The following is a 16,308-nucleotide window of genomic DNA, read 5'->3' on the forward strand; positions in this document are numbered from 1 at the left end:
GTATAAAAAGCAAAAGAAAAACATCTTCCTTCACAGAATAGTTGCCCAAATCCAATAATAATTCATACTGGTTGAAAAATTTCCAAGAAAACGCAAATTATTATTGGTGTTCATATTGTTCAACATCTAGACCAAACCGAAGTGGAGTGGCCTTTTTCTTACTTCATTTAGTAAGTTTTCAATAATTAAACCAACAGGTAGTATTAAAACAAAGTTTTAATACTACCAAAGTTTTAATGGCTCCTTCAAAACAGCAGTTTTAACCGTTTCATTCTCTCTTCTGCTAATAGTAACTGGTCATATTTAGTCATTCCTCTCAAAACACCAATTGATGTAGCAACAATTATCAAATTACTAACATTAAAAAACTAAAAATATTATAAAATATCCAAAAATAAAAATATTCTTATTAATTAAATAATTAATACTAATTATTTAATTATAGTATTATTGCATTATATTATAGTTAAGGAGAATATCTATGAAATACCATATAATCGTAAGTATATTTGTTTTTCTATTTTTAAATGCTTGCAATCCAGATTCTAATACCAATCAAAATAATTCTAAAAAGGAATTAAAAACAGGAAGAATCCCTAATAAACAAATAAAAAATGCCCTACTTGATGATTTAAAAAATTTAATAGAAACAGCTAGTGCAGGATAAAAAAATATGAAAAAAATTAGAAGAAGAACCTTCAAACCAATATGGAATATCAATTTTCAAAGAAATTTTTTGGGTAGCATCATATGAAACGGTAGCAGATAATACCGAGCGATCTAAAAACTATAGAAAATTCACTTATGCTACTTTAAATTCTATTAATACCAATAAATTAGCGAATCTTTCGAAGATTTTAATTCGATCAAAACAAAAAACCCTCCTATTTGGCACCTTTTGCAACTTCGGAAGCACTTTTGACACAGTGATTAATCACTTATTATGTCTTAAAAAAGAGACTCTAGATACACTGACCGTTTCAGATTTAAAAAAGCTTAAAAATTCGTTTGAAAAATTATTATCTATAAAAACAGATATCTCAAAAATGTTAGAACAGCTTTTATTAGATTATAAAGATTATATAAATTCTACAAAAACAGATATTGCTAAGCTTGAATCTCATTTAACGGAACTTTACAAGCAAATTGTAAAAAAAAGCTTCCAAACAACAGAGCTGAAAAATAACATATTATCAATAAGCAACCTTTAAAGTTATGTTATTGAAATTGATATCATGTAAAAGCCTATCCTTTATAAAAAGGATAGGCTTAATAGTGAACTACTATTTCTATAATCAAAGATTATAGAAATAGTAGTTCACTGGAAAATTAATAAAACCTAAATTAAAATCTGCTTAGCACAGCAAAGCAATTCAAATAATATTTTAGAGAAAAACTAATCTACAAGCTCAAAATCTAATAACTTGCACTAATATTTAATTATCAAAACTTTATTATTAGGGGAGTAATAATAATATGAAAAAATTTTCATATTATTATTAATTTTTAGTTTAACAATGCAAATCTTTGCAACACAAGATAATAAGTTAGAGTTGAAAAAGGTGTTGAGTATATTGCAGCCGTAATGAAATATGAAAGCGAAAAAGCACCCGTATTATTACTATAACTTTTTAAATGTCTCTTTGACTTTAGGAATAGGATCTTTTTTTTGGCCAAGAGGATTATATTGGCAGCACGGTGAATTGCTTAGATCTCAGGTACTCGGGGAAATATACTTGAGATAACTTGGATACATTATCAGAAGCATCCCGTCAAAAACACCAACAGAAGCAATCGGAATAGAATCATTAGGAATAGGAAGGAGAACTCACGATTACAGCATCCTACACAACTAGAATTATTATTCCCTTTAAATTTGCAAACAGATACAATGAAAACTTAAAAAAAGACTCGGCATTGGGCTTGTAGGTTTTAAATCCAATTTTGACATTAGAATAAACGGATTACAGCTGTCGTTTAAAAAAAGTTATTAAAAATCAATTTACCTAGGAAGAGCATGTTAGTATTAATACCCTCTTCTTAAGCTTATCAATGAAAATAAAAAACATTAATACCATTTAGAAATCAAAAATTAAAGAAATGGCTCCTTGCTTCGGTTATATTTTCGAGATTCTTTACTCAAATATTTATCGGAATATATTCTACGAGCACTTACAAATAGACTTTCCTAAAATCATTTTTGTAAAAAATACTTTAATATTTAAAAACTCAGTAAACTCGGAACAGAGCTGATTAATTCCTATTTACTAAAAAATTGTTCCAGCGCTAAATAGCAACATTAAAAAATGTTTTTCATTTTCAGATAAAGCTCTAAAACAAAACCCAATCATAGAAAAAGTTTTTTTATAAAGAAGAAGCAAATGAAACCTACATTAAAATCTGCTTAGCACAGCAAAGTAATTCAAATGATGCTTTGAAAACAAATTAATCTCCAAAAATAAAATCTATAAATTGCGCTAATATTTAATTATCAAAACTTAGATAAAAAATAGAAAAAAGAACAAGCTGGTAAAAGCTTTCTACACTATAAGGGCAAAGAAATTAAAATGGGCACAGAGATAAATAGTTTTTTTATTTTTAGCTATTGCCTGCTTTAGCTAAAAATAAAAATTTAGGTTCTATTCAACTTAAGAAAAATTAAGTTTCTAAAAATAGCGCAGCTTTCTTCCTTTGTTGTCTGCAAAGCTGTTAAATATTTCTGTTTATTTTTATCAAAATAAAGAATTAAGGTTTAGACCTGCATTTATATACCTATCATACAAAATGTTACAACTACTGTAAGTCCACCTAGTATCACTTTAATTTTAGAGTCATTTTTAATGTGGCAACTACTGCATAGTTTAATTGATGGAAAATATTTATCTACTTTATATAAAGGGGATTCATACCATTCTGATTTATATGGTAATTGTCTTACGAACTCAGACCATCCTTAATTATTAATACTTTTTCCAAACATTCCTTTTTGCATACCTTTAATTGATAAATTTTCTATTACTATGTTTTTATAATTGGATACAAAGTAATAAGATAATTCGTGCAAAAAGTCTTTTCTTTGATTTTAAATTTTCTTGTGTAGCTTGGCAACTCTTAATCTAGATTTAGCTCTATTAATATAACCTTTTTGCTTTCTCGATAGTTTTTTTGGTATTTTTTAAGTTTATTTTCATTTTTTAGTAAATATTTAGGATACTTGATTTTCTAACCTTCACTACTTACTAAAAAGCATCTCATACTCATATCAATACCAAATATCTCTTTTTTATTGCCTTTAGTTTCACTGTTATTTTTAGTATCTAAGCACTAAACTGTTATTGAAATATAATATTTATCATCAACATCTTTTTTCTACTAATACATTTTTAATAAGCTCATTGTCTTTAATGCATCTTATGTAGACATAGCTTTACAAACCCCATTTTAGATAGCTTTATATAACAATTTTCCATTCTTATTGAGTTTTTTTGATTATTAGTTCTAAAAGTTTTATTATTTTCTTACTTTCATATTTAGAAAATTATTGTGTTCTATTTCCTTTTTTAATTTATCTAAAAAATTATTATATGCAGAGTTTAAGTCAAGCTGGACATTACAAAGAGCTAAACTATTAACTTTCTTTAAGAATAGAAATTCTTATTTATATTTACTTGGATAGGTAATAAGACTTTGTTTATTTTTCATAATAATCTTTCTTGTCACTTAACATTTTGTTATACAAAAATTTTACACATCCAAATACTTTTGAAAAGTATTTTTTTGATTGCCGTTAAGATATATTCTATGCTTATAAGCTTTATTAGCGCTAATTATTCTATCATTTTATAATATTTTATACTTAAGCGTATATGTCACAGAAGATAACCATTAATAATCACTGTGTATATTCAATTAATTATCACCTAGTATTAGTTACTAAATATAGGCATAAATCATAAAATGATAGGTTTTCATCTTCCCTTTACTAAATAATACTTAATATAATATGCTCTTTATGGAAAAGAACCCTTAATGAATTCAACCATGATAAAGATCATATTCATTTATTACTAGAATTTACCCTCAATATTTAGCCTTCTAAATTCATCGACAATCTAAAAACAGAATATTCAAGGCTTATTTATAAGAAAAAATATTATACTTATTTAGATAAGTATTGCTGAAAACCTTATTTTTGGTCTAGAAGCTATTGCCTTATCTCTATAGAGGAGAGGAACGCCTCTATTGATATCATCAAAAAATATATTCAAAATAAAAATAAACCTATTTATTAGCAAATTCATCTCCACCTAAATTTCATAGAAATTATAGGTGAAGAATTCTTTGTTACTTTTAGTTAAACAACTTGTTAATTTCTTTCTGAAGTGAAATAGTAGTTCAAAGCTTATCAAATATTCTGCAAATGATTAATAAATAAAAAAGTATAAATATAAATTTTTATTTATATTTTATTGTAATTCAAACAAAATGATATATAATATTAATTAAGAATTATTATTATTTATAATATATATTCTCAGTAAAGAGGAAAGGGGGATATTTTTATGCAAAAAAAATTTGTTTTTATATACATTGTTAACGATAGGATTGATATCTTGTAATCTAGATTCTAAATTGCCTAATAAAGAGCAAAAAAATAACAATGATATAAAAGAAACTTTGGGTAGTAGTGTTCAAGAAAATGCTCTTAATAATTTATATGGGAATCAAGAAGAAAAAAAGGATTTTAAAAATTTTGAGGAATTGAAAGACGAGAGTTTAATTGCTCTCGCAAAATCCTTAGCATCCACAAGACCCACTACTGTAGGCAATATAGAGTCCGCAGTCCTCCCTGTAGGGCATGTAGTGTCTTTAGAGACATCTGCTAATAAGGTTAGTATACCAACCATTTCAATTAAGCACAATCAAAAAAAAGAGATAAAAAAAGAAGATCTTTCCCCTTCTACTAAGGAAGAAAAGAAAGCAGATAAAGCAATTAAAGATATAGAGAATCTTATTAGAGACTCTGGATTTCCCGAGTTAATTGAGAGTATGTATTCACTTAAACATGAATATACTTTAATAAGAAATAATTTCTATGATGTGATAACTAAAATTAGGAACAAAAAAACATCATTAATAAAAAATGGTCGTAACAATAGAGATAAAATAAAGGAACTAACACAATTGCAAAATAATTTAAAGATAGTGGATGAACTTGATGAAATTATGGTTCACATTGATATTGCAGAACAAGAGATAAGATCTGCGGCTTTCTTTTTTAATGAAGCTAAGGAAATTTTAAAAGAAGGCATTATTAAAAGATTGGAAAGTGAAAATAAAGTGGCATCACAATTAGCTAGACAGGCTTTAAATAAAGTAGAAGATGCTTTAAAGAGCTTAGAAGCTTCTTCTTCTAAAAGAGGTTTGGCCATGGGAAGAAGGAGAATTATAAAAGAACTTATTGAAAATGCAAAGACTGTTTTAAGTAAATCTTAAAATGAATAAGAAAATATTTAAATATTAATATATTTAAATTAGAGCCTTCTTTAAAAGAAGGCTCTCTTATATTAGTAATCAAGCATGGAATTATACTAAGATATATTCTTTTTTATTAATTTGCTCATCAACATTATAAAAATAATCATACTTCTAGCCTTACGTCTCTACTGTATTTCCTGCATTATTTAAAATACCGTTATCTAAATTATTAGGAGAATCCATACTTTTACTATCATTTTTCAAAGACTTATTATTAGATAAAGCTTGCTAGCTATATAATAGCTTTTCACATAGTTTATAGATAACACCGCAAATTAAAGACAATTCTCTATAAAAGTTAATTTTTTTGCTTGTTTTTAGCATCATTAAACATCCTTTCAATACTCACTATTGTTTTCTTAGCCTTAAGCTAGCCAAGCTAAATAGAAATTAGTAGGCAATTGATATTAAAATATAATTGATATTAAAATATAATTGATATTAAAATATAATTGATATTAAAATATAATTGATATTAAAATATAATTGATATTGAAATATAATTGATATTAAAATATAATTTAAGACATTATATTTAAGGAGTATAAATATGAAAAAATTAATAAAAATACTACTGTTAAGTTTATTTTTATTGCTCTCAATATCTTGTGTTCATGATAAACAAGAATTATCATCAAAATCTAATTTAAATAATCAAAAAGGATATTTAGATAATGAAGGCGCAAATTCAAATTACGAATCAAAAAAACAGAGCATATTAAGTGAGTTAAATCAGTTATTAAAGCAAACTACAAATTCACTAAAAGAAGCCAAAAATACAACAGATAATTTAAATGCATCAAATGAGGCAAATAAAGTTGTAGAAGCGGTTATAAATGCAGTTAATTTAATTTCATCTGCTGCAGATCAAGTAAAAAGTGCAACAAAAAATATGCATGATTTAGCTCAAATGGCAGAAATAGATTTAGAAAAAATAAAGAACTCTAGTGATAAAGCAATATTTGCATCTAATCTTGCAAAAGAAGCATATAGCCTTACTAAAGCAGCAGAACAAAACATGCAAAAACTGTATAAAGAGCAACAAAAAATATCAGAATCAGAATCAGAATCTGACTATTCTGATTCTGCTGAAATAAAACAAGCTAAAGAGGCCGTAGAAATAGCTTGGAAAGCTACAGTAGAAGCAAAAGATAAGTTAATTGATGTAGAAAATACAGTCAAAGAGACATTGGATAAAATAAAGACAGAAACTACGAACAATACAAAGCTTGCAGATATAAAAGAAGCAGCAGAGTTAGTATTACAAATAGCTAAGAATGCAAAGGAAATAGTACAAGAAGTTGTGGCCTTGTTAAATACTTAAATAAATAAAAGATGGAAGTAAGGAAGGAAGAATAATTTTGTGCTGGCTTATCCTTCCTTTTCTATTAAATCTTTAATTAAAAATGAAATCTACAGGATAATATACATTTAACTCTGTTTTTATTTTTGTAATAAAAAGAAATTAATAATAGTGTTTTTATTTGTATATAATACTTACTATTATCTTGTATTCAAAAGACATAGAAACTTATTACGGAATATTGACTTAATAAGTATTGAGATAAGCAATATCAAGAGCAAACTAAAAAGAATTGTAATTTTTTTTAAAATATCGCCATCTTGATAAAGATTTTCCAGAAGATGTTGTAGAGCACATGTTACTTAGCAATTTAAATTCTAATTAATGAAATCTAGAAACCAGAATAAGTATGCTTGAAAAGCAAATGATTGGGAGCTAGAGATGAATTTAAAAATGGAATAAGAAAATTAGATGAAAAGATAGAAAGAGCAAGAATTGAACTTTCTACAAAAATAACAGACGTAAGAAGTGAACTTAGTAAACAAGTCAAAGGTTTAATATTTCCATTTTACTGGATATTAGGAATATTTATTCCCGCAGTAATAGGATTGTTTTTATATCTGTTACAAAAATAGAAATGCAATAAATGTTCTCTTATAATAAACTTTACAAAGGGAGCTATTATTTTTTTACGCCTTTATTTTGCTACCTAGGGTCTAGGGTCTAGGGTCTAGGGTCTAGGGTCTAGGGTCTAAAATTTTAAAAGTATCATATATCCTTTTTAATTTATCAAAGTCTAATTTTGCTTGATCTATCTTGTCGTTAAGTATTTTTTGTTTATGCTTAACATCTTAAGCATATTTTTAGCCCGCTTTATTACGACTTTAACATTATTTATCCAGGCATAGTAATGATCGTTATACCCTGCAGTAGGACTGTTATATATAAGGCTTTTTCTTAATACCTCTTATACATACTATATCCTTTGCATCTGGAAAATAATCTTCAGCTATTTTTGACAACCAAAATGCATAATCATAAACAAAATTAGTATAAACACGCCGCAATGAACCAATATTATGTATATTTTTTGTGATACATAAGTTACAAAAACTTAAAAACACCTGGGGCTTATGTTTTTATAGATACGACATTTAGGAGAAAGGTTATATTACATAGAGAAAAAACATTTATCTAGAGATTTAAGATGCAACAAAGATACCCTTGACAACACCTAACATTAAACCTGCAAACTTTTTAAGTATATTATTGTCATTATATTTTAATTAACTCAAGAGATAATTAAAATATAATTAAATTAGAATCAATACATATTTATATAAATATGTATGTATAATTAACTTTTTTAATTAAAAAATTCTCTAAAAAGAAAAATTATAAAATAGTATTGTTCTTTCCCTTTAATGTAAATTAAAGTTTAATAATCTTTGTTTATAATAGCTGGATTTTTTATTATAAAAATATATTTCACATCAAACAAATTATTCAAGCTTCTCAAAGCTTCTACATATCAAAACCAATAAACGGGCTTTAAATTAACAGATATAATTCAATAAAAAAAGAACTCTCACTTAGTGCATTGCTGTTTAAAAATTCAGATGTTTTGTTACAAACGGGCTTAATCAAAGCTTGCTTGTTTGTTGAAATTGTTTAAAACTTGATTGTCAGTAAAAAGTTTTTCTGCAATTAAATTTTAAAAATTTCAAATTCAATTAAATTTGCAAATCTAATTAAAGGATAATATTTTCTATTAGAATCATATCTTTCAATTTAAATAACAAATAATTCTTTATTCTTGACAATTATAAGTTCATCAAACTTGTCAACATAATTTTCTGCTTTCTTCCATATTCCCAGCACCAAAACCCGGTGATCTAGTATTTTTTTGAATTGAATACAATAAATAAAGCACTATAAATCATTAGTGAGTTGCTATTAAAAATCAAAATGGTATGCTCTCAAATAGCAATTGCACGGCTTCTACAACCAAGTTAGAAAATTTTTAAAGAGGATGTTAAAGTATATAATTTGCATTTCTAATTTTTCCATTTATAGAGGAAGTAGATCTAAATAGTATTTGATTCTTTTTCTTACTTTTCTCAGCTCTAACACCATTTAAAAATGAATTCTTTTGGCTATAAAATTCAGTCTTTATGTCTCGCAATAAATCATGTAATCTATTATGCGTTTTTTGAACATCAACAATTCCTTTACCTATATCGGAACTGTCAATTTTATCTTTTGCAGAACTGATCTCCTTAAATGCTTCATTTGCATGATTTATATGCAACAAACTTTGTGATTTTTCAACTATCTATATACAACCTTTTTGTTACTTTTTTTAAATTTTCAAGCAACGCAGAGCCCGATCCACTATTAGTTCCATTTGACTTATTATTATTTAAAGATTCTTCTAAACCTTGAACTATTTATTTAGTGTATAAATAATTTTGATTTTTCTCTTTAGAACTTCTTTTACTTTTCACTTTTCTTTTAGAAGCCGTATTCTTTTTATTTAAGATTATGCTGTCTCGAGTATTTTTAGTAGCCCATATTGAATGAAATTCAAAAATAAATTGTAAAATACTACCATTGATATAAAAATTTACTTAATTTTATTATTAATATATTTTAATATTTAATATTTAATATCCTCTTTAATTACAATTTTTTCATACCAAATGATAAGAATATAGATCATAAGCATAATAAATAAAATTTAACTTTATATCCCATAAAGTTTAAAAAAATATTAGTAAAATCTAAAGAACTTTTAGAATTATTTATTTTAATGGACGCTATTCGATTTTTTTATCAACCTTTTTATTTATATTGAAAAGTTATTTTTATTGATAACAATAAATCTATTAGTATATTTGGAATTATATATGCACTATTTTGTTTATCAGATATTATAGGAGCCTGGATATTTAGAAAAATTAAACATTAAAAATATAATATATGCATTGCTTTGGTTATCATATTTTTATTATCAGTTTTAATAATAGTTTCATATATTTACATATATATTACTATAACCATATTTTTAGTAATTTTAATTTCTATTTATTCTAAAATATTAGAATATTTTTTAAAAAAATATAGATTCAAAGGTTTTAGTAACTATACCTTTTATTAATAGTACATTGTCTCGCATATTTTCATTTTCAGCACCAACTATATGTTCAATTTTAACAATTTTATAAGTGCTACAAATACGCCTGTTTTATTAATGTTTATTTTTTGTACATTATCTATTGTTTGACTTATAAATTTAAAAATAATAAAAAGCCAAGAAATAGACATTATTAATCTCTTGGATCCCCCTTAAATAAATAAAAATAAATAACCAAGTGATATTTTTAACAAAAACATCATTAAAGACATAGATTCAAAATTAAGTCGGGGAAAAACTTAAATCTACTAATAGTTAATAGTTAATAGTTAATAGTTAATAGTTAATAGTTAATAGTTAATAGTTAATAGTTAATAGTTAATAGTTAATAGTTACTTTTGATTAAGATTATATATAGCAAAAAAGCCCGATATGGGCAGTTCCGTTTACAACGAACAAATAGTATAGGAAATTAAATCCCAACCTGATTAAATGCTATCATAATATACATTATTAATCAATAGGCTTATTTTTTATTTTTTATTTTTTATTTTTTTCATACTCAATTATAAGCTCAGATAAAACATCTCTCTTTTCTTTATAAATTTTTTCAATAATAAAATACAATCTTTTAGTATCTTGTTTACAGAAATTATATAATTCTTTATCCTTTACTAAAATTCTAATAGGAATGCTTTCATTAGCGCCTTCAGATTCACTATGGTTATCTTCGTTTAAAGAATCTTTGGCCTTTATATCTCTTAATATAGCCTTAAAGCCCACTTCTTTTATTTTATCAATGGACACTTTACCCTCTAGAACTTTTTGATAAATTTTTAAATACCTATAAGCCTGACTTTTTGCAACTTCAAAAGATTTTATAAAATCATTAAAACGAGCAAAACCATCGTACTTATATAATTCTTTTTGTTTAATTTCATATAATATTTTCATTCTTTGAATTTTATTATTAATATCATCTTTTAAATTATACTTAAGCTGTTCTTTTAGATTATTATAATTTGCCAATTCTTTATCTTGATCGTCATTTAAATTTGTTTCTTCATTGCAATCCCCAAAACGATTACTAAATAATGCTTCTTTATCTTTTTCGGCTTTTATTTTCATTTTAAACTCCCTTTTTTATATTCCCCCGGGGGAATATAAAAAAATGTTACAAATCTAAAATATTTTTTAATACATCTTTTGCTTCTTTATAATATTTGCTCTTTATATCTGGTTCCAAACGGTTAATTATAAAAACCTTTATACTATTATAATAATGAATTTTACCTTTTATATAGTTACTATATCGTTTATATAGAGCATCTTCAACCTCTTTAAGTATATTCCTGTTTTTAATAAATTGATTTACAACAATAGAAATATTGTAGCTTTTATCTGTAATTTTTTTCATTAATATCTCCAAACTTTCTATTGACCATGTTTCAGGTTGAACTGGAATAATAATGTGATTTGTAGTATTTAATGCATTTTTTAAAATAAAACTAAAACTAGGGGGAGTATCAAGAAAAATATAATCAAAATCATGGCCTAAAACATTTTTGTCTAAACAAAAACTCAATAAATTTTCCTTATTATCCAAATTTTTATCATTAAATTCATCAAGAAAAGGATGTGATGGAATTATAAAAATATTATCGTTGATTTTACTTATACATTGATCAAAATAAACATTGCCTATTAATAAATTATAAATGTTATTTTTATCAAAATTAAAAACATATTTTCTAAAATATGAAGTTAAAGCATTTTGTGAATCCATATCAATAAGCAATACTTTTTTACCCAAATCCTTTAATACATAAGAAAACAGTATTGATAGTGTGCTCTTGCCTACACCTCCCTTAAGATTTGCTATTGTTATAATATTTGATTTTTTTCTATCCATTTATATATTACTCCTTTATTTTTTAGCTTTTTACTGTAAAATTTATATACGGTATTTTCCATTCTTTTTATGTGTTCTAAATTAAACTTATAATATTTGGTACTTTCTTTGTCTTTTTTTCTTAATAGTGTTCTAAGAGACTGAACGTAACACTTAATAGACCCTTTGCTAAATTTAAATTCTAAATAATAAAGTTTTTTTATTACATAAGATTTATTATTTTGCCTTAAAAAAAAAGGCTTTTCTAATTTGTCCCATCCATATTTTATTCCTAGAAACTTGTTGTCTTCTTTTAGAGGAAAAAGATTAAATAAATAATAATTTTTTTTATTATTAAGTTTTTGGAAAGTTAAACTTAGCTTATTGTCTTTATTGGCAATTCTAAATTTTACTAAATATTTAAAGATTTTTGTATAATATATTTTTTTATTATCTATTTCTTCAATTCTAAAAAAGGCAGTTCTTTCTTTTGTTCCTTTATTTATATTATTGTTATATTCCGCTTCTTTCTTGCTTATTATTTCTTTTTTTCTCGCTTTTAGTTTTTCTAGTAAATCATTCAAACTTTAGCTCCTTTTCTAAAATTTTACTTAGAATGTTGTTGGCTATTTCTTTTACATGTCCGCTAAAATTGGTTTTTTTATTTGTTTTCCATTTAGAATGGTACGAATCTTTGAATTCTCCTGCAAGTAGGTAAAAGTCTGTTTTATAAGGAGCGTATTTTCTCATAAAGTGAATTTTATTTTTATATTCTTTAAGTTTGCTCAAAAAGAAATATGAAATATCTTCTTTTTTATAGTCATATGATAAATAGTTTAAGAAATCTTTGTAATTAAAAAGCGTATTTTTGTAAGTTTTATCTGGATTTTTAGTTTTTTTTGCTATACTTATAATTTCTTTAGTTATTTCTTCAGGTAATTTCAACCTTTTTTCCAAATTATTTTTTGTGAATTCTTTTTTGTTTTTCTTTTTTGTTTTTTTCTTAGTGTAGGATTTTTTAAAGACGGTTTCAATAGAATTCTTATTATATATATTTTTATGATAATTTATATATACAGTAACATTTTTAGTTACATTTTGTGTATCAAGCCCGTCTTTACTCTTTTTTATTTTTCTATAGAGGTCTGCTTTATAAGCTTCAAAATAAGCAGATATTAATTTATATGCAATAGGCGACACCTTATATATACATAATTTTCCCTTAAATTTTCCTAAGTTATTTGAGAATGTTAATATTTTTTTTTCAATTGCTTTTATGTGAATTAAAAATCTTAGGTCTTCTCTTAAGGTTCTTATTACAGTTGGTTTATAGCCTTCTTTGCTTATATTAGAGTTTAAAACTCTAAGGATATCTATTTGATGATGAGGATAAAGCTCTTTTAGTTTTTCAGAATTAAAATGAATTCTATATATTGAAATATCATATTTTTTTTCAAAACTTTTATTTAAGTAATTAATTACTGAAATAATTTTTTTGAGCCTTGAATCTTTTGAAAGTAGTTTGTTGGTATTGGTTTTGTTGTGGTTATGGTTAAGCAAATTTAATGCCATCTTAATCTCCTATTTGTTCGTGTAATAATTATTATTATGTATAAAATATGTAAAAATTTCAACCTCTATTTTTTAATATTTTTTATTATTTATAGATGATATATTAGCTTTAAGTTTTCTTTTATGAATTCTTTTATTGCAATTGTTCTATATTAAGAAAAGTCTGGAAGCTTTTTTATTTCTCTATTTTTTTAATTTATTGAGAAGCAATACTAAAAAATCTAAGAACCTCTATAATATTGTTTATTTTAGTATTATTAACAACAAGTTTTATCTTTTTAAGATCAGATTTAAATAGATTTTGTTCAATTTCCTTAACTTAAAATATAGCTCAGTATACTTTTATTGTTTTGGTTATGTAATTAGGTGATCCAATCTCCTTTCTGTTTCGGGTTGTTTTATTTTGAACGTGTATATTTGAATTTTTATTCATTTTGTTAAAGCTATTAAGTAGATTTTCTAAATTGGTTCTATCAGTATGTTTAGCTTTTTGCATTTTTTAAGGGGGTTTAAAGATTATCTATATATCCCTTAAATAAGGATTTTATTGTCTATTTTATAAAGGTAAAAGATATATAATTATTTTAAAACCATATGTCTTTTAAATATATTTTTGTTTAATAAAAAAGATTATATTTTTAATTAGGTTTTCATAGTTTTTGTATATTAATAGCTATTTGCAATTTATCAAGGTTTTTATAAGTTGTTAATAATTTTTACCAAATCATCCACTTTTATTATATATGAAGTATTAAAACAACTGTCACTATTACTATTACTATCAGCTCGGGCATTATTAGGAGGCTAATAATGGGCATTTCTAAAATTTATATATTATTGAAAGGCTTTTATATTAATGTTAAAATCATTTTATTTCTTAGTTTTTGATATCTTTAGCTTCAAAAACTTTCCCGCATTGAGTTGCATTTTTAATGCTATAAACATTTTCTCTTTAACTTTTTAAAAATTTTTTAGTTTTTTGTCGCTTTCTTTATGCAACTTACTAAGAATAACTTTCCCACTACTTTATTTTGTTATTTTAATGATAACTTTAATAAACAAAAGATAGCACAATAAAACAATTTTTATTGTGCTATTAACAACTTTGGCGACTATCTTTAAAGGTTTGAATTTTAATTAACTTGAATATCAACAAGCAATAAAAGGGAAAAGAGTGAGTAGCTAAAAGTATTAACTATAGAAGAAATAAGGCTGTCACTTGGTTTATTGAATAAAAGGCATAGAGCTATTTATTAAAATAGGCTTTTAATTGAATTTGCTTTTAATACTAGCATAAAAATATTTAGATCTGTTAACTGGATTGATATATGGTGTAGTGCTGGTAGAAGTCATATTAAAAAGGTAAAGTCAATAAAGATAGAATAGTTTTTTATTTTAAAGGCCCATTAAAAGAGGCAATCGAAATACGCTTTAAATTTAGTTTAAAAAAATAATAGCTATATTTTCAAATTATAAATAGTAATCTATTTTATAGCGCTCGACTAGCTGGCAGGATGACTAAAAAATTAATATTTTTTAAAAAAGAGTGTACTCTCATTTATTTTGCCATATCCTCTTTAACAGATATTTATCAAGAAACCAAAAATACTTGCCTTATAGTCTTGCGCAGGAAATTTCAGGACATTTAGATATTTTAACCATCATGATTTATCCTTATATATTACCCAATATTAAAAAGAAGTTCTCATTAAAAAGAATAGGATTTTGTATTAATAAGAGTATTAAAAATTAGTTTACTAGAGGATAAAAACACTGTAAATGAAATACTTCATACTAAGCTTATATTCTGTACAAGAATGTAATATTGTGTATCATAAAAATAAAAAATATAATCCTAAAAAGGAGCGATGGAAATATTTATTTCTTTGTTTTATGAGGTCAAAAATATATAAAAAAGACTTTTTACTGAATTAGAGCGATTAAATTTATTTGATTTTTCAGCAATCCAAAAAAAATTGAAAATTGGTTTAAGATTTTAATAGAGATTTTAGTAATTTAAAATAAACAAATATACTAAAAAGAAATATAAGAAAAGTAGATAGCAATGGATGTTTGGCAAGGGCAAAAATTTATTTGCATATTTCATTTAAATATGTTTTATTAAAACCAATTTTAGTTTTAATAAAACCAAGAAAATTATCACCTATGTTTTTGTTTATTTTAAAAAAGAAACAAAAAGCTTGTCTGTATATTTTTTAATGTAAAAGATTTAGTTTCTTTAATATTTAAAGAATTTCTAGAGAACTTTTTAAGATATTCAAAATCTTTAGATCTTAATTTTTCTAAATTAATAATTTAAAAAGGCTCTTTGTTTCGCATATTAGTTTTGTCTAAATCAGTATAGAATCTATATTTTATACCATTTGTTAATATGCCGAATTTAATTTTATATTTAGAATGAAGATTGTAAAAATAATTTAATAATTAATTAAAATGCTTTTCAAGATTTGCCTTGCAATATATTGGCGTCTAATAAAATAGTGTGTTTTTTATCTTTAGAATAAAGAACATATTCAACTTTTTTCATTTTTAATAATTCCAATTACAACTTCAGTCTGGATAAATAAAGGATCGGTGTGACAATAGTGCCTTGCATCTAAAAATGGATTAATAAAAATTGTTTTGTTTAGTCTTAATTTTTAACAATGAGTTTGTATTTTCTCACTCACATCTTTTATTTTTTATAAAATTCATATTTAAAGCTTTATTTTTGCTTGACATGCATAAATTTTATTATTAATAAATTTGAATAAATAATTGATTTTTTAGTTTCTTCTTTATAAGAAAAATTAATATTTATTAATCAGTAACTTTTATTGAATTTTAAAAATTAAAAACATTTGCTTA

At 24.3% G+C, this 16,308-nt stretch carries 10 protein-coding genes and 3 pseudogenes; 7 read left to right on the forward strand and 6 right to left on the reverse strand.

Annotation, left to right across the window (positions count from 1 at the left end; all coding sequences use genetic code 11):
• Nucleotides 1-481 precede the first annotated feature (481 nt).
• The 3 genes and pseudogenes from BB_RS04670 (at nucleotide 482) to BB_RS07985 (ending at nucleotide 2,253) form a co-directional block, all read left to right on the forward strand.
• Nucleotides 482-1,211: pseudogene (locus BB_RS04670) on the forward strand (virulence associated lipoprotein).
• Nucleotides 1,212-1,863: 652 nt separating this feature from the next.
• Nucleotides 1,864-1,994: pseudogene (locus BB_RS07810) on the forward strand (P13 family porin).
• A gap of 106 nt (nucleotides 1,995-2,100) precedes the next feature.
• Nucleotides 2,101-2,253 carry a type ISP restriction/modification enzyme gene (locus BB_RS07985; RefSeq protein ID WP_012665807.1) on the forward strand — a complete coding sequence of 51 codons (153 nt, stop codon included), beginning with the start codon at nucleotides 2,101-2,103 and terminating at the stop codon, nucleotides 2,251-2,253.
• A gap of 479 nt (nucleotides 2,254-2,732) precedes the next feature.
• Here the strand turns inward: BB_RS07985 and BB_RS07990 are convergent.
• Nucleotides 2,733-3,828 (reverse strand): annotated as a pseudogene (locus tag BB_RS07990) (RNA-guided endonuclease TnpB family protein).
• A 392-nt stretch (nucleotides 3,829-4,220) separates the two neighbouring features.
• Between BB_RS07990 and BB_RS08035 the strand changes: the two are divergent.
• From BB_RS08035 to BB_RS04700, 4 genes are all read left to right on the forward strand, one after another.
• Nucleotides 4,221-4,292, forward strand: a complete 72-nt coding sequence (locus BB_RS08035) for a hypothetical protein (RefSeq protein ID WP_367608033.1) — start codon at nucleotides 4,221-4,223, stop codon at nucleotides 4,290-4,292.
• Nucleotides 4,293-4,575: 283 nt separating this feature from the next.
• Nucleotides 4,576-5,496, forward strand: a complete 921-nt coding sequence (locus BB_RS04690; protein ID WP_010890357.1) for a P12 family lipoprotein — start codon at nucleotides 4,576-4,578, stop codon at nucleotides 5,494-5,496.
• A 592-nt stretch (nucleotides 5,497-6,088) separates the two neighbouring features.
• Complete coding sequence (gene ospD, locus BB_RS04695; RefSeq protein WP_010890353.1) at nucleotides 6,089-6,862, forward strand: outer surface protein OspD; 774 nt, start codon at nucleotides 6,089-6,091, stop codon at nucleotides 6,860-6,862.
• A gap of 407 nt (nucleotides 6,863-7,269) precedes the next feature.
• A complete protein-coding gene (locus BB_RS04700; protein ID WP_012686512.1) occupies nucleotides 7,270-7,476 on the forward strand; it encodes a hypothetical protein in 207 nt (68 codons plus the stop codon).
• A 1,400-nt stretch (nucleotides 7,477-8,876) separates the two neighbouring features.
• Here BB_RS04700 and BB_RS04705 read toward each other — a convergent pair.
• The 5 genes from BB_RS04705 to BB_RS04725 form a co-directional block, all read right to left on the reverse strand.
• Nucleotides 8,877-9,155: a hypothetical protein gene (locus tag BB_RS04705; protein WP_010890359.1), complete on the reverse strand. Its 279-nt coding sequence runs from the start codon at nucleotides 9,153-9,155 to the stop codon at nucleotides 8,877-8,879.
• Nucleotides 9,156-10,517: 1,362 nt separating this feature from the next.
• Entirely contained in the window at nucleotides 10,518-11,105 is a 588-nt protein-coding gene (locus tag BB_RS04710; protein ID WP_010257233.1) for a chromosome replication/partitioning protein, read from the reverse strand.
• A gap of 46 nt (nucleotides 11,106-11,151) precedes the next feature.
• Nucleotides 11,152-11,889, reverse strand: coding sequence for a ParA family protein (locus BB_RS04715; RefSeq protein ID WP_010257237.1), 738 nt, complete (start codon nucleotides 11,887-11,889; stop codon nucleotides 11,152-11,154).
• A complete protein-coding gene (locus tag BB_RS04720; protein ID WP_010890354.1) occupies nucleotides 11,862-12,452 on the reverse strand; it encodes a DUF226 domain-containing protein in 591 nt (196 codons plus the stop codon). The genes BB_RS04715 and BB_RS04720 overlap by 28 nt, the downstream gene beginning before the upstream one ends.
• On the reverse strand, nucleotides 12,445-13,440 hold the full coding sequence (locus tag BB_RS04725) for a plasmid maintenance protein (protein ID WP_010890355.1): 996 nt from the start codon (nucleotides 13,438-13,440) through the stop codon (nucleotides 12,445-12,447). The genes BB_RS04720 and BB_RS04725 overlap by 8 nt, the downstream gene beginning before the upstream one ends.
• Nucleotides 13,441-16,308 lie beyond the last annotated feature (2,868 nt).

Source organism: Borreliella burgdorferi B31, assembly GCF_000008685.2.
Classification (GTDB): domain Bacteria; phylum Spirochaetota; class Spirochaetia; order Borreliales; family Borreliaceae; genus Borreliella; species Borreliella burgdorferi.

Excerpts from the sequence above, each read along its gene's own strand:
- BB_RS07985 (WP_012665807.1), top strand. The coding sequence starts at position 2,101 with ATGGCTCCTTGCTTCGGTTATATTTTCGAGATTCTTTACTCAAATATT.
- ospD (WP_010890353.1), top strand. The coding sequence starts at position 6,089 with ATGAAAAAATTAATAAAAATACTACTGTTAAGTTTATTTTTATTGCTC.
- BB_RS04710 (WP_010257233.1), bottom strand. The coding sequence starts at position 11,105 with ATGAAAATAAAAGCCGAAAAAGATAAAGAAGCATTATTTAGTAATCGT.
- BB_RS04715 (WP_010257237.1), bottom strand. The coding sequence starts at position 11,889 with ATGGATAGAAAAAAATCAAATATTATAACAATAGCAAATCTTAAGGGA.
- BB_RS04725 (WP_010890355.1), bottom strand. The coding sequence starts at position 13,440 with ATGGCATTAAATTTGCTTAACCATAACCACAACAAAACCAATACCAAC.